This is a genomic window from Pseudoalteromonas sp. CO342X, from assembly GCF_004208915.1.
Taxonomy (GTDB): Bacteria; Pseudomonadota; Gammaproteobacteria; order Enterobacterales; family Alteromonadaceae; genus Pseudoalteromonas; species Pseudoalteromonas maricaloris.
Genome location: NZ_SGPH01000035.1, coordinates 59,718 through 76,707, shown reverse-complemented (window position 1 = coordinate 76,707; position 16,990 = coordinate 59,718). Strand labels below are relative to the sequence as shown.

15 protein-coding genes are annotated in these 16,990 nt (G+C 44.7%); 6 read left to right on the top strand and 9 right to left on the bottom strand.

Translation table 11 applies throughout. The annotated features are described in order from the left end of the window. Nucleotides 1-80: 80 nt before the first annotated feature. The 5 genes from EXT47_RS15720 to EXT47_RS15700 all read left to right on the top strand — a co-directional run bounded on the left by EXT47_RS15720 (nucleotide 81) and on the right by EXT47_RS15700 (nucleotide 4,642). The gene (locus EXT47_RS15720) at nucleotides 81-872 is read left to right on the top strand and encodes a hypothetical protein (protein ID WP_130127018.1); all 792 of its coding nucleotides are present in this window, start codon (nucleotides 81-83) and stop codon (nucleotides 870-872) included. Next, nucleotides 856-1,479 (top strand): LysE family translocator, encoded by a 624-nt coding sequence (locus tag EXT47_RS15715; RefSeq protein WP_130127017.1) that lies wholly within the window; start codon nucleotides 856-858, stop codon nucleotides 1,477-1,479. Before EXT47_RS15720 ends, EXT47_RS15715 begins: the two co-directional genes overlap by 17 nt. Then, nucleotides 1,479-2,009 carry a gamma-glutamylcyclotransferase family protein gene (locus EXT47_RS15710; protein ID WP_039492719.1) on the top strand — a complete coding sequence of 177 codons (531 nt, stop codon included), beginning with the start codon at nucleotides 1,479-1,481 and terminating at the stop codon, nucleotides 2,007-2,009. The genes EXT47_RS15715 and EXT47_RS15710 overlap by 1 nt, the downstream gene beginning before the upstream one ends. Nucleotides 2,010-2,054: 45 nt before the next feature. Beyond that, complete coding sequence (locus EXT47_RS15705) at nucleotides 2,055-3,617, top strand: serine hydrolase (protein ID WP_130127016.1); 1,563 nt, start codon at nucleotides 2,055-2,057, stop codon at nucleotides 3,615-3,617. A gap of 104 nt (nucleotides 3,618-3,721) precedes the next feature. Then, on the top strand, nucleotides 3,722-4,642 hold the full coding sequence (locus tag EXT47_RS15700) for a histone deacetylase family protein (protein ID WP_039492716.1): 921 nt from the start codon (nucleotides 3,722-3,724) through the stop codon (nucleotides 4,640-4,642). Here the strand turns inward: EXT47_RS15700 and EXT47_RS15695 are convergent. Further along, nucleotides 4,639-4,938, bottom strand: coding sequence for a DUF4144 family protein (locus EXT47_RS15695; protein WP_039492714.1), 300 nt, complete (start codon nucleotides 4,936-4,938; stop codon nucleotides 4,639-4,641). The genes EXT47_RS15700 and EXT47_RS15695 overlap by 4 nt on opposite strands. A 76-nt stretch (nucleotides 4,939-5,014) precedes the next feature. On the opposite strand from EXT47_RS15695, the gene EXT47_RS15690 reads away from it, so the two are divergent. After that, on the top strand, nucleotides 5,015-7,531 hold the full coding sequence (locus EXT47_RS15690) for an EAL domain-containing protein (RefSeq protein WP_039492712.1): 2,517 nt from the start codon (nucleotides 5,015-5,017) through the stop codon (nucleotides 7,529-7,531). Here the strand turns inward: EXT47_RS15690 and EXT47_RS15685 are convergent. The 8 genes from EXT47_RS15685 to rpoD all read right to left on the bottom strand — a co-directional run bounded on the left by EXT47_RS15685 (nucleotide 7,504) and on the right by rpoD (nucleotide 16,876). Continuing rightward, a complete protein-coding gene (locus tag EXT47_RS15685) occupies nucleotides 7,504-8,325 on the bottom strand; it encodes a DUF2797 domain-containing protein (protein ID WP_130127015.1) in 822 nt (273 codons plus the stop codon). The two genes, EXT47_RS15690 and EXT47_RS15685, sit on opposite strands and share 28 nt — an antisense overlap. Before the next feature lie 114 nt (nucleotides 8,326-8,439). After that, the gene (gene purD, locus EXT47_RS15680; RefSeq protein ID WP_045990370.1) at nucleotides 8,440-9,723 is read right to left on the bottom strand and encodes a phosphoribosylamine--glycine ligase; all 1,284 of its coding nucleotides are present in this window, start codon (nucleotides 9,721-9,723) and stop codon (nucleotides 8,440-8,442) included. A 15-nt stretch (nucleotides 9,724-9,738) separates the two neighbouring features. Then, a complete protein-coding gene (locus tag EXT47_RS15675) occupies nucleotides 9,739-10,575 on the bottom strand; it encodes a class I SAM-dependent methyltransferase (protein WP_039492706.1) in 837 nt (278 codons plus the stop codon). A gap of 100 nt (nucleotides 10,576-10,675) precedes the next feature. Continuing rightward, entirely contained in the window at nucleotides 10,676-12,262 is a 1,587-nt protein-coding gene (purH, locus tag EXT47_RS15670; protein ID WP_039492703.1) for a bifunctional phosphoribosylaminoimidazolecarboxamide formyltransferase/IMP cyclohydrolase, read from the bottom strand. Nucleotides 12,263-12,473: 211 nt separating this feature from the next. Further along, nucleotides 12,474-12,764 carry a DNA-binding transcriptional regulator Fis gene (fis, locus tag EXT47_RS15665; protein WP_010374122.1) on the bottom strand — a complete coding sequence of 97 codons (291 nt, stop codon included), beginning with the start codon at nucleotides 12,762-12,764 and terminating at the stop codon, nucleotides 12,474-12,476. 45 nt (nucleotides 12,765-12,809) lie between these two features. Then, nucleotides 12,810-13,775, bottom strand: a complete 966-nt coding sequence (gene dusB / locus EXT47_RS15660) for a tRNA dihydrouridine synthase DusB (RefSeq protein WP_010374120.1) — start codon at nucleotides 13,773-13,775, stop codon at nucleotides 12,810-12,812. A 303-nt stretch (nucleotides 13,776-14,078) separates the two neighbouring features. Next, a complete protein-coding gene (gene prmA / locus EXT47_RS15655) occupies nucleotides 14,079-14,951 on the bottom strand; it encodes a 50S ribosomal protein L11 methyltransferase (protein ID WP_010607189.1) in 873 nt (290 codons plus the stop codon). A 74-nt stretch (nucleotides 14,952-15,025) separates the two neighbouring features. Further along, a complete protein-coding gene (gene rpoD, locus EXT47_RS15650) occupies nucleotides 15,026-16,876 on the bottom strand; it encodes an RNA polymerase sigma factor RpoD (protein WP_010374116.1) in 1,851 nt (616 codons plus the stop codon). Between the last annotated feature and the right edge of the window lie 114 nt (nucleotides 16,877-16,990).

Sequence of the window (16,990 nt, the reverse complement as noted above, 5' to 3'; positions counted from 1 at the left end):
TGAAACTCCATGTTTTTGCATTAGGCTCAGAGTTTATGCTATTTATCAGGGGTTATTCCAGAAAAGAGTGAATTATTAGCATGCTGTCCTTATTTAAAGTCTCACCTTTGCTTAGCGATGAAGAAACCCAATGGTTAATTGATACCTTTGTCTGGGCATTTGAGCATTTTGATGGCGAGTACTTTTTAAATGAAACGCAGATCATTACTCCGACTCCCAGTTGTTTTCCTGAGCCGGTATCCAGTATTGAAGAGATGGCGGCAGTGGTTTTCTCCCGAGTAAAGTCCTACGCGGGGTTACAACGGTGGCCAATCACTTTGGTTGCGCCTGAACGCATGCTCGCGTCGAACAGCATGACTAAGTTAAACATTGCAGGGCGTTGGCGCGGTGAGCAAGCGGTTATCGCTGAAGCGGCTGCGCCTATTTTGATTTCTTATAATCCCAATCAAATAAATCAGCCTCAAGATCTGATCGCCAGTTACGCAGGTGTTATGGCAAAAGTTTTAATTTTACAGCGTGGCGTGTTACCTCCAGGTGGGGAAGCGCAATTAGACGCGGCTTGTGATGTGCTGGCGAGCTTTTTTGGCTTTGGGGTCATGATGTCTAATACCGTATATCACTTTAGGGGAGGATGTGGTTCTTGCTACAACCAATATGCCAACCGAAAAGCTGCACTGACAGAGCAGCAGAGTGTTTTTGTGCATGCCCTAGTATGCCATTTTAAAGGGGTGAAAGATGGTCATAAGCATCTTAAGTCACACCTTGTGAGTCAGTATAAAAAGGCGAAAAAGCAAATTAATACCTTAATGGATAACTCAGAGCGAGGTGATTTACTGGCCTTACAGGAGCATGCACATGCTCGTTTATCTTGATGAGTTTATCTTAATTGCGCTGGCACATTTTTTTGCTGTCGCAAGTCCCGGTCCTGATTTTGCGATAGTGCTTAAACAAAGTGTACAGCAGGGTAGAGCAAACGCCCTTTGGACAAGTTTTGGGGTTGGCCTTGGTATTTTAGTACATGTCAGTTATTGCTTATTGGGGGTTGCGTTACTGCTATCTCAATCTGAAACCTTGTTCACAGCAGTAAAATACTTAGCCGCGCTTTACCTCGCTTACCTTGGTGTTCAAGCGTTGTGGTATGCAAAACCCAATTCAGAGCAAGAAAATATCACTGAACACGCTGTTACTGAGTCTAATTGGACTGCGTTAAAACGAGGTTTTTTAGTCAACGCCTTAAATCCTAAAGCAACGCTGTTTTTTTTATCGCTTTTTACCTTAGTGATTGAGCCAACCACACCAAGCAGTGTGCAGTTGTTTTACGGTGTTTATATGGCGTTGGCTACCTGGGCTTGGTTTTCGTTTTTATCTTTAGTTTTATCAAAAACAAGGGTAAGGCAATTTTTTCGTCGTGCAGGACATTGGTTTGATCGCGGGATCGGTGTGATCATGTTACTGCTTGCAGTAAGATTGGTGATCTAATGTGTGACAAAAACATTATTAACTTTAGTTTTGGTTCAAATATGTCGACCGCACGCCTGCTCGCTCGCTTACCACAAGCGAAGCTACTTGGAGTGGGAAAATTGCATGGCTATCGGCTGACTTTTGATATGTTGAGCACCGATGGTTCAGCCAAGTGCAGTATTACGCCGAGCACTAAAGCAAATAGCCATGTTTATGGCGTTTTGTATGCGTTGGATGAGCAAGAAAAGGCTCGTTTGGACGACATTGAAGGGGAGCGCTACAGCTGTCATTGTTTGCCTGTTGAAAGGCAAGATGGCGGTATGGTGGACGCTTGGTGCTATATTGCTAACACCTTTGTGGAACATCAATTACCTTTCGATTGGTACGTACATCATGTGTTGGCCGGGGCAAAGGAGCATCAGTTTCCGACTAGCTATTTACAGGCAATTTCGGCGCAATCACACGTTACAGATAATAATAGTGACAGACAACAACAAGAATTAGCCATCTATCAATGTGATATTACGAAGTTAAATCTCAAAGCTTGACTGGTAACATCATGATTAGTTGTGGCAAAAAACCAAGGAAAAATAATGAAAATAAAACAATGGCTATTAACCTCAGGCCTAGTTGCTGCAAGTTTTCTTAGTGCGCAGGCAAGCGCGGCAGTAAACCAACAGGATGTTGAAGCTGCGGTAAAAAGTGCAATGGCAAAGTTTAATATTCCAGGTTTGGCAATTGGTATCGTAGAAGATGGTAAGGTTGTGATGACCAAGGGCTTCGGAGTGACGCATTTAAATAAGCCAGCCAAGGTCAATGCGGATACCTTGTTTGGTATTGCATCTAACACCAAAGCATTTACGGCAGCAGCACTGGCGATGTTGATAGATCAAGGCAAACTGAGTTGGGATGACAAAGTCACCAAACACATTCCAGAATTTAAGCTTTACGATAGTTATGTAACTCAAGAGATGACGATCCGCGATTTATTAAGTCATCGAAGTGGGTTGGGTCTTGGGGCGGGTGACCTTATGATCTGGCCTGATACTGATAAAACCATGACTGAATTGCTGGCAGGTATTTCACATCTCAAACCGGATTCAAGTTTCCGCAGCCATTACGCTTATAACAATTTGATGTTTGTGGTTGCAGGAGAAGTCGTAAGCCGAGTCAGTGGCAAAGATTGGCGCGATTTTGTTGAGCAGGAAATGTTTACCAAGCTAGATATGGATGACTCAAAGGCTGGATTCTCTCGGATCCCGGCTAACAATAGTAATTGGGCGACTGGCCATATTCCGATGGATGGCAAACTTACACCGTTCTTTGTTAACTACCTAGAAGATTTCCGTGGTGCTGGCGCCATTGCGTCTAACGTGGATGACATGACCAAGTGGTTACAAACTCAGCTTGAAGGTGGTCGCTTACCTTCTGGCGAGCAGCTATTTAGCCAAGAGCAACAAGTGCAAATGTGGCACCCACACATTACGCGTATTCCCGCAGCAAAAGCCGCAGAAGTATACCACCAGCAGTTTAGAGGGTACGGCCTTGGCTGGGCGGTAGAAGACTACTTTGGTTATAAAAAGGTAGGTCACGGCGGTGGGATTTTAGGTATGGTGTCGCAAGTGGCGATGATCCCAGAGAAAAAATTGGGTGTGGTGGTCTTATCAAACCAGCAAAAATACCCTGCACTTTCCGCGATTATCAATGAAGTGTTTGAAGATGCGCTTGGTCTAGAAGATAAAGACTGGGTGCAGATCATCGCCGATGATTACTTTAAGGCGCAACAAGAAAAATATGCTAAAGCTGGGATAATCGAAGTTGCAAAACCACAACCTGCTTTATCATTAAACAACTACACAGGGACACTAACTAGCGCTTGGTATGGCGATGTGGTAGTGGAAAAGCTCGGTAAGGAACTGCGCATTGATTTTACGCACACGAAGCGCTTAAAAGGGAAACTTGAGCACCTAACCGGTAACACCTTTGTGGTACGGTGGGATGAGCCATTACTTGAAGCAGATGCTTACATCAATTTTGTGATGGATAAATCACAACGGGTTGAGTCTGCTGCGATGGAATTTGTTAACCCAGAAATAACCGACTTTAGTTTCGATTTCCATAACTTGGATTTAAAGGCGAAAGAAATCCAGCATTAGGATATACCAAAGTATCAAAGCCACAATTATGTGGCTTTGATATAGTGAAAGGATAGCTACTTAAATCAACCACGTCGCAAACTAACATAGGATGTATATTCGTTATGCGTACTGCAATTATTACTCATCCATATTGCCGCAAGCATAAAATGACCGAGGAACATCCTGAGTGTCCTGCGAGGTTAGATGCGATATCAGACAGGTTGCTAGCGTCTGGACTTGATATCGCCATTGAACACAAAACGGCGCTGAAAGCCGATACCTCACACTATGCATTGGTTCATGATCAAGCCATGATCAAAGAAGTAATGGATAAAATCCCTAATGAAGGGTTAACCGAGTTAGACGGCGACACTTGGCTTTGTCCTGATTCTATGAAAGCGATTGAACGCGCTGTCGGCGCAGGAATACTCGCGGTGGACGAAGTTGTTGCTGGTAAACTTGATGCTGCATTTTGTTCTGTTAGACCTCCTGGGCACCACGCCAATCAAAGTACTTCATCGGGGTTTTGTGTCTTTAATAATGTTGCCATTGCCGCCGCTTATGCCAAGACAAAGGGCGTAGAGCGGGTGGCTATATTGGATATCGATGTACATCATGGTAATGGCACGCAAGATATTTTCAAAGACGATCATAGCGTATTACTTTGCTCTTTGTTTCAACATCCTTTTTATCCAAATACCGCGATTGAGAATCATCAAACACTTATCAATTCCCCTTTGAGTGCGGGAGCGGACGGTACAGACTTAAAAGCCTTGGTGGAGCAGCAATGGTTACCTAAGCTGCAATCATTTAAACCTCAGCTCATTTTTATCAGCGCAGGGTTTGATGGTCATTTAGAAGATGATATGGGCGGGCTCAAGTTTGTTGAACAAGATTACCAGTGGTTTACTGAGCAAGTGGTTGAGTTTGCAAACTTATCGGACTGTTTGGGGATTATTTCCTACTTAGAAGGGGGCTATGATCTTTCTTCTTTAGGCCGCAGCGCCGTGACACATATCAAAGCGCTGGTTGAAGCCGGTTAGCTTAGACTTAATAAATCAAAAGCCTGCTGAGTAGTGCTCAGTTGGATTTTGCTGACGCAACACTGGCCTTCGTTAACGAGATATTGTTGCACTAATTCGGTTAAATATTTCAAATCAATACACTGCACGGGCGCACCGTGTGCGTTGCTGCAGCAATCGTTTGGGTATACTAGAATTAACCGTTTGAGTGACGCATCATCGAGCAGATGCGTTGTATCTCTTAGTGCTTTTTCATCTTCGATAAACTCTATACTTTGGTCTAATACCAGCAATAAAGGATAGGTTTTTATCGCCATAATTTGTTCTTGGTCAAGTTATCAAAAGTGTCGCCCAGTATACTTCAAATTGGAATAATATTGCGAGAGTGTGCTTATGGTTGGTGATTCACGTCAGTTACAGATCAAAGAAGTATTTACCAATAGCTTGTTATGTTGCGATGAGCAAACCAGCCTATATGATGCGGTTGCGCAAATGCGAGCGAGCAGAGTGAGCTCGATCTTTATTACCCGTGCCGATGACATTATTGGTATCTGGACTGAGTCGGATTGCGTTAAGCTCAACTTTAACGACCCTGACTTTGCTCAGGTGCCGATCCGAGAAGTGATGACTACACCGGTGCAAAAAATTCAAATAGATAAAACCTTGAGTGAGGCGACGGTCAAGTTCCATCAATTAGGGATCCGTCACTTACTCGTGGTGGACTCGGATAATCTACCTTGTGGTGTGGTCTCTTTATCCGATATTGTGCGCAGCCAAGGGCTCGACCACTATTTGCATTTTAGACCAATTGAGCAGCACTTTGACTCGAGCATTGTGATTTTAGACAGTGAAGACTGCGTCTCTGATGTTATCAATAATATGCGTGAGCTTAAGCTGACCGCCGTGCTGGTGTATAACCGTGAATTAAATGAGTATGGCATTATTACTCAGCGCGATATTGCGTATATTATTCTCAACCCTGATTGGCGTCAGCCTTGCTGGCAATTAGCTAGCTATCCGATGCTCTCCATGACGCCAAAAGACAGCCTATTCGATGCTTACCGGCTAATGACGGTAAACTCCATTCGCCATTTGGTGGTGACTTCCCCTGACTCGCAACAAGTGATAGGGCTATTAGCGCTCAAAAATGTCCTGACTGAAATTGAAACTGCGTATTGTAGCGAGCTGGAAAAAGTCCTAGTACAACGTGATATTGCACTGCAAAAATCGGAGAAGAATCTTTATCTAGCTAACCGCATCATTGATGCTTCTCTCGATGGCATTATGATCACCAAAAGTTCAGGTGAAATAATCCAGATCAACCCAGCGTTTAGTGCGCTTACCGGCTACAAAGATTACGAAGTACTAGGGAAAAACCCAAGCATATTGAGCTCTGGGCTACATGATGAATGCTATTATCAGAGCATGTGGCAAACGCTCAGAGAAACAGGTGTGTGGCAGGGCGAGATCTGCAATCGTAAAAAGAGCGGTGAGATTTATGTTGAATGGCTTACGATTATTGAGATCAGAGAGCCGTACAGTGACGACATGCTTTACGCAGCCATTTTTAGCGACATTACGGAGCGTAAAAATGCTGAAGAAAAAATTGCTCGCTTAGCCTATTTTGATGAATTGACTGGGCTGCCTAATCGCCGCTTATTTTACGACAGACTCTCTATGGCATTGGCATCAGCGCACCGCTACAAGCAAAAACTCAGTGTGATGTTTATAGATTTAGACCGCTTTAAGGAAGTGAATGACTCTCTTGGTCACAGCGCCGGAGATGAGTTATTGGTACAGGTTAGCGAGCGGATAAAGTCTATTCTAAACGAAGGTGACACCTTAGCGCGACTTGGTGGCGATGAATTTGTTGTACTACTGAGCGAAGTGAATGGCATGTCGGAGGTCATTGAGTTTGCTGACCAAATGTTGATGGCACTATCGAGCCCCTTTCAACTTGGTGATATGCAGGTGGCTGCGACGGCCTCGATGGGGGCAGCTATTTATCCCGAAGATGGTCATGATACGGAAACATTACTTAAACACGCCGATGTTGCTATGTATCGCTCCAAAGAAGTAGGGCGCAACTCCTTTCAGTTATTCGAAGCTTCGATGAATGCACGTTCATTTGAGCGTTTATCCATGCTAAGCCGTTTTCAGAATGCCTTAGAAAATGATGAGTTTGAACTGCATTTTCAACCCTTGCAGTGCTTAACCAGTAGTCGTATTTCCAGTGTTGAGTGTTTGCTGCGCTGGCGTGACCCAAATCTTGGGATGATCTCGCCGGCTCAATTTATTCCACTTGCTGAGGAACTGGGGCTTATTATTCGCTTAGATCAGTGGGTAATAGATAAAGCCTGCCAGCACTTGGCTAAATGGCAACGCGCAGGTGTTGAGATTAGGCGCTTGGCGATTAATATCTCGGCGTCACATGTCACTCAAGGTGACCTGTATCAATGTGTTGCGCAGGCATTAAAGAAGCACAACGTCGATGGCAAGTATCTTGAGCTTGAGCTTACTGAAAATAGCTTTATCGGTAATCTGCTTGAGGCTAAGTACACCTTGAAAAAACTCAAGGAGCTGGGGGTCAAACTGGCGATTGATGACTTTGGTACAGGGTATTCTGCGCTCAGTTACTTGGCTAAACTGCCCATCGATATCCTAAAAATAGATGCTAGTTTTATTGCTAAGGTGCCCGATGAATATGGCAACAGCGAAATTGTTTCGGCAATTGTGGCGATGGCTAAGGCGCTCAACCTGCAAGTTGTAGCTGAGGGCGTAGAAAAGCCTGTACAGAAACGTTACCTGCGCAAGCTTGGTTGTCATACAATCCAAGGTTACGTCTTCTGTAAGCCACTTACAGAAGACGATTGGCATGCATTTTATTCGTCAGAGAAGGTAATTTCGTAAGAAGTAAACTTACGGATATTGATCACGCCATTATCAAAAATAAGGTATTGGCCTTTGATCCCTTCAAGCACGCCTGATACTACAGGGTCTTTATCAAAGTTAAACGAGCTGATTTTACTCGGGTGCTGCTCTACAGGGAAAGTGAGATCAACCACTTCTTCGTCCAGCACTTCAATGGCGGTTGCACCAAAGAGTTCAGCAAGTTCGTCGAGCTTTGCTTGGATCTCGGGAATAAGCTTAGCAGCTTCTGCTTTGAGGTCTATTTCAGGATTGATGCCTTTGAGCATATTGCGCCAGTTAGTCTTATCGGCAATAAACTGAGCCAGTGCCACTTCCACTAATCCTGACTGGTGACGGGTCTGCACCTTAAAAATCGGCAGTGCTTGCGTTGCGCCCTGATCTATCCAACGTGTTGGGATCTGCGTATGACGAGTGATCCCAACTTTAAGACCTGAGGTATTGGCCAAGTACACATAGTGCGGGATCATACAGTTCTCTTCGCCCCATTGGGGTTCACGACAGGTGCCTTGATCATAGTGGCAGGTCTCTGGCTTCATAATGCACATGTCGCAGCTCGCGAGTTTTCTCATGCACACGAAACAGTGGCCTTGCGAATAGCTCTTTTTGGTTTTTTTACCACAGCTACTGCAAAATATATTGCCGGTGAAGGTAAGGGTGACAGATTTACCAAAGTAGTCATTGAGTGATACTAAGTTATCACCCACGGGTAATTGATATTGAATAGGTTCAACAAGCGCTGACTTTAACTTGCTGAGTGTACCTTGTACTTGCATCTTTGCCCCTAAAAATGCTCATAAAAGGGTAGGATACCATTACAAACTTAGAAACGCAGTGTGTAAAAATGAAAAAGGCCAGCGTCGGGCTGGCCTTGCAAAGCTTAATGTGAATTAGCTTTCGCGTGCGATTGCACGATATGCGATATCTGTGCGGTACTCTACACCATCCCAGTGAATGTCTTTCACTAGAGAGTAGGCGCGTTTTTGCGCTTCGGTTACCGTGTGACCAAGGGCCGTTGCACATAATACTCGACCACCAGCGGTGACTACATGCTCGCCATCTTGCTTAGTACCAGCATGGAACACTTTTTCACCTTCAGGATAGTTCACCTGAAGACCTGAGATAGCGTCACCCTTAGGATAGTTGCCTGGGTAGCCACTAGCTGCAAGCACAACACCAACGGCAGCTCGCGGATCGAATTCGATCGATGTTTGATCAAGCTCTTCACGGTTTGCCGCTTCAATCAGCTCAACTAAATCAGATTGGAGGCGTAACATGATAGGTTGTGTTTCTGGGTCACCAAAGCGGCAGTTATACTCGATAACTTTTGGTGTGCCGTCTGCTGTGATCATCAAACCAGCGTATAGGAAACCTGTATAAGGGTGACCTTCTTTCGCCATACCTTCAACCGTTGGATTGATCACTTCGGCCATGATGCGGTCATGAATATCTGGCGTGACTACAGGAGCTGGAGAGTATGCACCCATACCACCTGTATTTGGGCCTTTATCACCATCGTATGCACGTTTGTGATCTTGGCTGGTGGCAAAAGGAAGTACATTTTTGCCGTCAACCATGACGATAAAAGAAGCTTCTTCACCTTCTAAAAATTCTTCGATAACCACGCGGCTGCCCGCTTCGCCAAAAGCATTCCCCGCAAGCATATCGCGGATAGCTTCTTCCGCTTCCGCTTCGGTCATTGCCACGATAACCCCTTTACCAGCAGCAAGACCATCAGCCTTAACGACGATAGGTGCTCCTTGTGCTTTCAAGTAGGCAAGCGCAGGCTCAATCTCTTCAAACGTTTGATAAGCCGCTGTTGGAATATCGTGACGTGCTAAAAAGTCTTTAGTAAACGACTTTGAACCTTCCAACTGTGCTGCCGCTTGAGTAGGTCCAAAAATAGCTAAGCCTTCTTCACGGAAACGGTCAACTACACCGATAACCAGTGGCGCTTCAGGGCCAACAATGGTTAATTGCACATTGTTTTCTTTAGCAAAGACGACCAAGGCATCGATATCTTCAACGCCGATAGCTACGTTTTCGAGTTTAGGCTCAAGCGCAGTACCTGCGTTACCTGGTGCTACAAAAACTGTTTTTACAGATGGGTTTTGTGCGGCTTTGAACGCAAGCGCATGCTCACGTCCACCGCTGCCAATGACTAGTACATTCATGGCGAAATTTTCCTATTAAAGCTTTTTGAATTTTAAGGTCATGCGGTCGCTTTCCCCAATCGCTTTATATTGCGCTGCTTTTTCATCACCTAGCGCTAAGCGAGGTGGCAGAGTCCAGACGCCTTTCGGGTGATTGGCGCTGTCTAGCGGGTTGGCGTTAATGTCGCTGCTTGCAACTAATTCAAACCCAGCTTGCTTGGCGATATCAACAACATAACTTTGCTTCATATAACCTGACGACTTTTGATCCTCAAGTTGGCGGTGCTCAGGCAGACGGTGTTCAACCACACCTAAAATGCCACCAGGTTTCAGTGCCTTATTAAACGCGTTGAACGCGCTAAGTACACCTTCATCCCCTTTACCCATGTACCAGTTATGTACGTTACGGAAGGTAAGTACCACGTCAGCACTGCCTTGTGGCGCAATATTACTGTGCGTCACTGGTGCAAATTCCGTGATCTTTACTTCACTATAGTCTGGGTTGGTTGCTACTTTTTCTTTGTAGCCTTTTAATGAGCGTTGATAGTAGCCAACATCTGAATCAGCAGGGAAGTGCGCTGCATAATAGGTGCCTTGACCTTTAACCAGCGGCGCTAAAATCTCGCTATACCAACCACCACCAGGTGCAATTTCTACCACGGTCATTGATGGCTCAATGCCAAAAAAAGCAAGCGTTTCACTTGGGTGGCGATACTGGTCTCGGGCTCTATTTTTCTCAGCTCGATTGTCGCTAGCAACGGCTTTTGCAATCGCGCTTGGTACTGCTTGGCTGGAGTTGGATTCTGTCGCGTTACAGCCTACTAAAGTAGTAAATACTGCAGCAGCGATAAGAGATTTCATACCTAGATTCATCGTTAGCTTCCTTCATTCTGTTATGATTATGCTGTAGCCAGAATACTGGAAATTAGCTGAAACAAAAAGCGCGAAACTCATAAGTTTCGCGCTTTATTGATTAATGGCGGAAGTGGCGCATGCCGGTAAACACCATTGCCATTCCCGCTTCATCAGCGGCGGCAATCACCTCTTCATCACGCATTGAACCACCCGGCTGGATAACCGCAGTGATACCCGCAGCTGCAGCGGCGTCAATACCATCACGGAATGGGAAGAACGCATCAGAAGCCATCACAGAACCTGGAACTTCTAGGTTCTCGTCTGCGGCTTTGATCCCTGCGATTTTTGCAGAGTATACGCGGCTCATTTGGCCTGCGCCCACACCAATAGTCATACCATCACGGGCGTAAACAATCGCGTTGGACTTAACAAATTTAGCGACTTTCCAGCAGAACAGTAGATCTTTTAGTTCTTGCTCTGTAGGTTGACGTTTTGAAACCACCTTAAGGTCGTCCAAACCAACCATACCTTGGTCACGATCTTGTACTAAGATACCGCCATTAACACGTTTAATATCAGTACCTGTGGTTTTGTTTGACCACTGACCACATTCTAGTAAACGTACATTTTGCTTCGCAGCAACGATTTGTGCGGCTTCTTCTGATACGCTAGGTGCGATGATAACTTCAACAAACTGACGCGCTACGATGGCTTCCGCCGTGTCGCCGTCTAGCTCTCGGTTAAAGGCGATGATACCACCGAAGGCAGAAGTTGGGTCGGTCTTAAACGCGCGGTCATAGGCGGCAAGAATGTTTTCATCTACCGCAACACCACAAGGGTTTGCGTGTTTTACGATAACACAAGCCGGCTTATCAAACTCTTTAACACACTCAAGTGCAGCATCGGTATCAGCGATATTGTTATAAGACAGCGCTTTACCTTGAAGTTGTTTAGCCGTCGCGACGGATGCTTCTTCAATGTTGTTTTCAACATAGAAAGCAGCGTCTTGATGTGAGTTTTCACCGTAGCGCATATCTTGCTTCTTGGTGAATTGCATATTGATAGTGCGAGGGAATTTGGTTTCCTCTGCTGCTTCTTCCGTATAATCCGGAACCATTTTACCGAAGTAGTTGGCAATCATGCCGTCATACTGAGCGGTATGCTCGTAGGCCGCAATAGCAAGGTCGAAACGTGTCTTGTATGTTGTAGAGCCAGAGTTCGCCTTCATTTCTTCAATGACACGGCTGTAGTCATTCGCATTTACAACAATGGTCACGTCTTTGTGGTTCTTAGCCGCAGCACGAACCATAGTTGGACCACCAATATCGATATTTTCGATTGCATCTTCTAGGCTACAGTCAGCTTTCGCAACAGTTTGTGCGAAGGGGTATAAGTTGACTACTACCATATCGATTGCTGAAATATTGTTTTCAGTCATGACGTCTTCGTCTTGACCGCGACGTCCTAAGATACCGCCGTGCACTTTTGGGTGAAGCGTTTTAACGCGACCATCCATGATTTCTGGGTGGCCAGTGTAATCAGATACTTCTGTTACTTTAATGCCGTTGTCTGCAAGTAGTTTGCAAGTACCGCCAGTTGATAAAATTTCTACGCCTTGAGCTGCAAGTGCTGTGGCGAATTCAACGATACCGGTTTTATCTGACACGCTTAGTAGGGCGCGACGAATTGGACGATGTATATCCATGATGGTTCAGGTTTCCTCAATGATTAGTTAAGGGCTAACTTAGAAAGCCAGTATTTTAGCGCATTATTGTTAAGATGACGATGTTAAAAGGCGAGATAAACATGAGAAAAGTGCGATATGAAAAGGATAAATGTCCGCTAGCTGCTGAATTTTAAACAATAAAAAAGCACCCGAAGGTGCTTTTTTATCAACTAAATTTTACCAGCAGTGCTTAGTTCATGCCGTATTTTTTTAGCTTCTTGCGAAGTGTGCCACGGTTGATGCCTAAAAGGATCGCTGCACGAGTCTGGTTACCACGAGTATAAGTCATAACCTCTTCAAGTAGAGGTGCTTCAAGCTCAGAAAGAACTAACTCATAAACGTCTTGTACGTCTTGACCATTAAGCTGCTTTAGGTAGTGATGTACAGCTTTTTTAACTGCATCGCGCAAAGGTTGCGGTTTCTCTTGTGACTGAACATGAGCGTTAGTAATAAATGGAGAAGTCACATTTTGTTCGAACATCGTTATGTCTCTTTCTTAGTTAGCCTGAAGGATGAATAAATTCATTCACCCTAATGTTTCAAAATAGTCTTCTAATGCCTCGATTTGCGCTTCTGGCGTCTCCAAGGCATTGAATACTCGCCTAAATTGACCTTCTTGGTCATGGGCTTGCAAATACCAAGATACATGCTTGCGTGCGATGCGCGCTCCCATTGGCTCACCATAGAATTGATGAAGATTTACTAAGTGCTCCATCAATATTGCTCGAACCTCTGCTATTTCAGGTTCTGGCAAATGTTCACCGGTTTGCAAATAGTGGTCTATTTCTCGGAAAATCCAAGGACGACCTTGGGCGGCTCGACCAATCATAATGGCATCTGCGCCCGTGTATTCCAGCACCTGTTTCGCTTTTTCAGGAGACGTAATGTCACCGTTTGCTACCACAGGAATAGATACTGAACGTTTAATTTCTCTGATCGTGGCGTATTCAGCTTCGCCCTTATACATACATGCTCTTGTACGGCCATGCACGGCTAGCGAAGCAATGCCTCGACGTTCAGCTATGCGAGCAATCTCAACACCGTTACGATTGTCTGTGTCCCATCCTGTACGGATTTTTAACGACACAGGTACGTCAACGGCAGCAACCACAGCGGTTACGATTTCGTCAACCAACTCTGGATATTGCAACAATGCTGAGCCTGCAAGCTTCTTGTTCACTTTCTTAGCGGGGCAGCCCATATTGATATCTATGATCTGCGCACCGTTTGCGACATTAAATTGTGCTGCTTGCGCCATCAACTCAGGATCTGCTCCTGCGATTTGTACCGAGCGAATGCCCGATTCACCGCTGTGATCCATGCGATTTTGCGACTTATCGGTTTTCCACACTTTTGGATTTGAAGACAACATTTCTGATACCGCAAGCCCAGCACCTAGACGTCGACACAGTTGTCGAAACGGTCTGTCGGTGATCCCAGCCATTGGTGCTACGATAAGATTGTTTTCAAGTTGGTATGGACCAATACGCACTACAGTTTAATCCGCCTTACCTCAAGGGGCGCTAAGTTTACGGTTTTTTTCGCAAAAATCAAAGGTTATAAATTGAACATAATTGCTTTTTTTTTGAACTTTATGGGTTGACATTTGATAACAACCTGAGAGCCCAGATAATTTGCACGAAATTTATGCAAAAACAATTTTAAAGGTACAATTTGAGCCGAAAATTTAAGCTGTGAAAAATGCGTAAAGCCTGTTAATTACAGGCTTTACCAGTTAAAACTTACTAACTTTCATTGACTCGCTGATACTTTTGTCAGCGTGACGTTAGCAGCCTTATTTTTTCACACCGCTGACGCGCGTCCATTCACCCTGTTGAGCAATGTTGTCTAGCTTTAAAAATGGCGCATAAACATCCGCAACAGATTGCGCTTGCTCTTCTAAAATCCCAGACATGGCGATGGCACCTTTGTCGCCCAAGAAGCCGAGAATGATTTCGTGTAGCTCTCTCAGCGGCTGTGCAAGAATATTAGCAACAACGATATCAGCACTGAATTGTGGCTGATTTTCAGGTAAGTACACTTCTAGCTTATCTGCAACGCCATTACGCTCGGCATTATCGCGGCTTGCGATAAGCGCTTGTGGATCGATATCAATACCAATCACACGCTCAGCGCCTAATTTGATTGCTGCGATGCCTAAAATCCCAGAGCCACAGCCAAAATCAACGACCGTTTTGCCACTGAGATCTTGTTGTTCTAGCCATTGCAGGCAAAGTGCGGTTGTGGCATGGGTACCAGTACCAAATGCAAGACCAGGATCCAGTAGCACATTGACGGCATTGGGATCTGGCACATCACGCCAGCTTGGGCAAATCCATAATCTCTCGCCAAACTTAATTGGGTGGAAATTATCCATCCACTCGCGTTCCCAGTCTTTGTCTTCTAGCTGTTCAAGCTTGTAGTTTAACGGCTTGTCATATTGTGATTGGACAAAGTCAACAACTGCTTGCATATCATGATTCGCTTCAAATAAACCGATCACCGTTGTCTCGGGCCATAAGATGACTTCGCCGGGTTTTGGTTCGTAAACGGGATTGTTTTTACTATCCATGAATGTGACAGACGGACAACCGACATCCATAAGCATATCGCTTAACGCATCGGCATCGGCTTTATCTGAATAAATTCGGATTTGGATCCAAGCCATGTGTGTATACCTATTTAATCCAATTAATATAAAAAAGGCCGCTGAATAGCGGCCTTAATCTTATTTGCTACTTTTTAGCCCTTAACGTCTAAAAAGCTCTTTAATAGATCTGAGCGAGAAGGGTGGCGCAGCTTACGTAACGCTTTAGCTTCAATCTGACGAATACGCTCACGTGTTACATCAAACTGTTTACCCACTTCTTCTAACGTGTGGTCTGTATTCATATCGATACCGAAACGCATACGTAGTACTTTAGCTTCACGAGCGGTAAGGCCTGCCAGTACTTCGTTGGTCGCGCCACGAAGACTTTCCATCGTTGCTGAATCAATCGGCGACTCGATAGTAGTGTCTTCGATAAAGTCACCAAGATGTGAATCTTCATCATCACCAATTGGCGTCTCCATTGAGATTGGCTCTTTGGCGATTTTTAACACTTTGCGGATCTTGTCTTCAGGCATCATCATACGCTCTGCTAACTCTTCAGGACTTGGCTCACGGCCCATTTCCTGTAGCATTTGACGAGAGATACGATTTAGCTTGTTGATTGTTTCAATCATATGCACTGGGATACGGATAGTTCTTGCCTGATCCGCAATCGAGCGCGTGATCGCCTGACGGATCCACCACGTTGCGTATGTTGAAAACTTATAACCACGACGGTATTCAAATTTATCAACCGCTTTCATCAGACCGATGTTACCTTCTTGGATCAGATCCAAGAACTGCAGACCACGGTTGGTATACTTTTTAGCGATTGAAATTACAAGACGTAAGTTCGCTTCAACCATTTCTTTCTTCGCACGGCGAGCTTTTGCTTCACCAATACTCATGCGACGGTTGATGTCTTTAATACGCTCAATGCTAAGACCTGTGCTATCTTCAAACGCTTTAAGCTTGTTAACACAACGCTCGATTTCAGGTTTTACTTCAGCAAGTTTTGCTGAGTGTTTTTCACCTGATGCAATTTCAGCATCGATCCATGCGGTATCGGTTTCATTGTTAGCAAAGTGCTTAACGAAAACCTTTTTTGGAACCTTAGCAATCTGAACTGCTTGCTTCATGATGATGCGTTCTTGAACACGCACTTTATCCATCATGTCGCGCATGTTGTTTACCATGCGATCGAATTGCTTAGGAACTAACTTGAAAGTACGGAAGTGATCGCCGATTTCCTGAATTGCAGCTTTCGCATCTGGGTGCGAGCGACCTTTACTTTCAAAAATTTCTCGCGCTTTATTGTACAGCGTACGAAGTTGTTCAAAATGCTCACGAGCTTCTTCAGGATCTGGACCTGAATCGCCTTCTTCTGAGTCATCATCGTCATCATCTTCATCATCATCTTCGTCATCTAAGTCTTCATCACTTAGCTCAGAACCGATGTGTGTTGCTGAAATTGGTGCTTCGTCTTCCTCGATAGCATTAGGATCAAAGAAACCAGAAACAATGTCGCTTAGGCGCATTTCTTCTGCTTCGTACTTGTCCCATTGCTCTAGCAGGTAAGTAATAGCTTCAGGGTATTCTGCAACAGAAATCTGTACTTGGTTGATCCCTTCTTCAATACGCTTAGCGATTTGGATTTCGCCTTCACGAGTTAGAAGTTCTACCGTACCCATTTCACGCATATACATACGAACAGGGTCAGTTGTGCGGCCAATTTCTTTTTCTACTGTTGCTAAAGCCGCAGCCGCTGCTTCTGCAGCATCCTCATCTGTTGTTGTTTCTTGCATCATCAACTCATCAGCATCAGGCGCATTTTCAGAGACCTGAATACCCATATCGTTGATCATGCTGATGATATCTTCTACCTGATCTGAGTCTATGATGTCTTGTGGAAGATGATCGTTAACTTCTGCAAAAGTTAAATAACCTTGCTCTTTACCTTTCTGAATCAGAAGTTTGAGTTGTGACTGAGGAGATTGATCCATAGAGAAATTTGCTTCCACTCTGAAAAGTTGATACAACAGGCGCCAGCTATTTAACAGCTAAATTTTGATGACGCAGTGAATAGAACATTATAGCACCGAAAATTGCTATTGACT

Coding starts and splice junctions, on each gene's coding strand:
- EXT47_RS15720 (WP_130127018.1), top strand. CDS start 81: ATGCTGTCCTTATTTAAAGTCTCACCTTTGCTTAGCGATGAAGAAACC.
- EXT47_RS15715 (WP_130127017.1), top strand. CDS start 856: ATGCTCGTTTATCTTGATGAGTTTATCTTAATTGCGCTGGCACATTTT.
- EXT47_RS15710 (WP_039492719.1), top strand. CDS start 1,479: ATGTGTGACAAAAACATTATTAACTTTAGTTTTGGTTCAAATATGTCG.
- EXT47_RS15705 (WP_130127016.1), top strand. CDS start 2,055: ATGAAAATAAAACAATGGCTATTAACCTCAGGCCTAGTTGCTGCAAGT.
- EXT47_RS15700 (WP_039492716.1), top strand. CDS start 3,722: ATGCGTACTGCAATTATTACTCATCCATATTGCCGCAAGCATAAAATG.
- EXT47_RS15695 (WP_039492714.1), bottom strand. CDS start 4,938: ATGGCGATAAAAACCTATCCTTTATTGCTGGTATTAGACCAAAGTATA.
- EXT47_RS15690 (WP_039492712.1), top strand. CDS start 5,015: ATGGTTGGTGATTCACGTCAGTTACAGATCAAAGAAGTATTTACCAAT.
- EXT47_RS15685 (WP_130127015.1), bottom strand. CDS start 8,325: ATGCAAGTACAAGGTACACTCAGCAAGTTAAAGTCAGCGCTTGTTGAA.
- purD (WP_045990370.1), bottom strand. CDS start 9,723: ATGAATGTACTAGTCATTGGCAGCGGTGGACGTGAGCATGCGCTTGCG.
- EXT47_RS15675 (WP_039492706.1), bottom strand. CDS start 10,575: ATGAATCTAGGTATGAAATCTCTTATCGCTGCTGCAGTATTTACTACT.
- purH (WP_039492703.1), bottom strand. CDS start 12,262: ATGGATATACATCGTCCAATTCGTCGCGCCCTACTAAGCGTGTCAGAT.
- fis (WP_010374122.1), bottom strand. CDS start 12,764: ATGTTCGAACAAAATGTGACTTCTCCATTTATTACTAACGCTCATGTT.
- prmA (WP_010607189.1), bottom strand. CDS start 14,951: ATGGCTTGGATCCAAATCCGAATTTATTCAGATAAAGCCGATGCCGAT.
- rpoD (WP_010374116.1), bottom strand. CDS start 16,876: ATGGATCAATCTCCTCAGTCACAACTCAAACTTCTGATTCAGAAAGGT.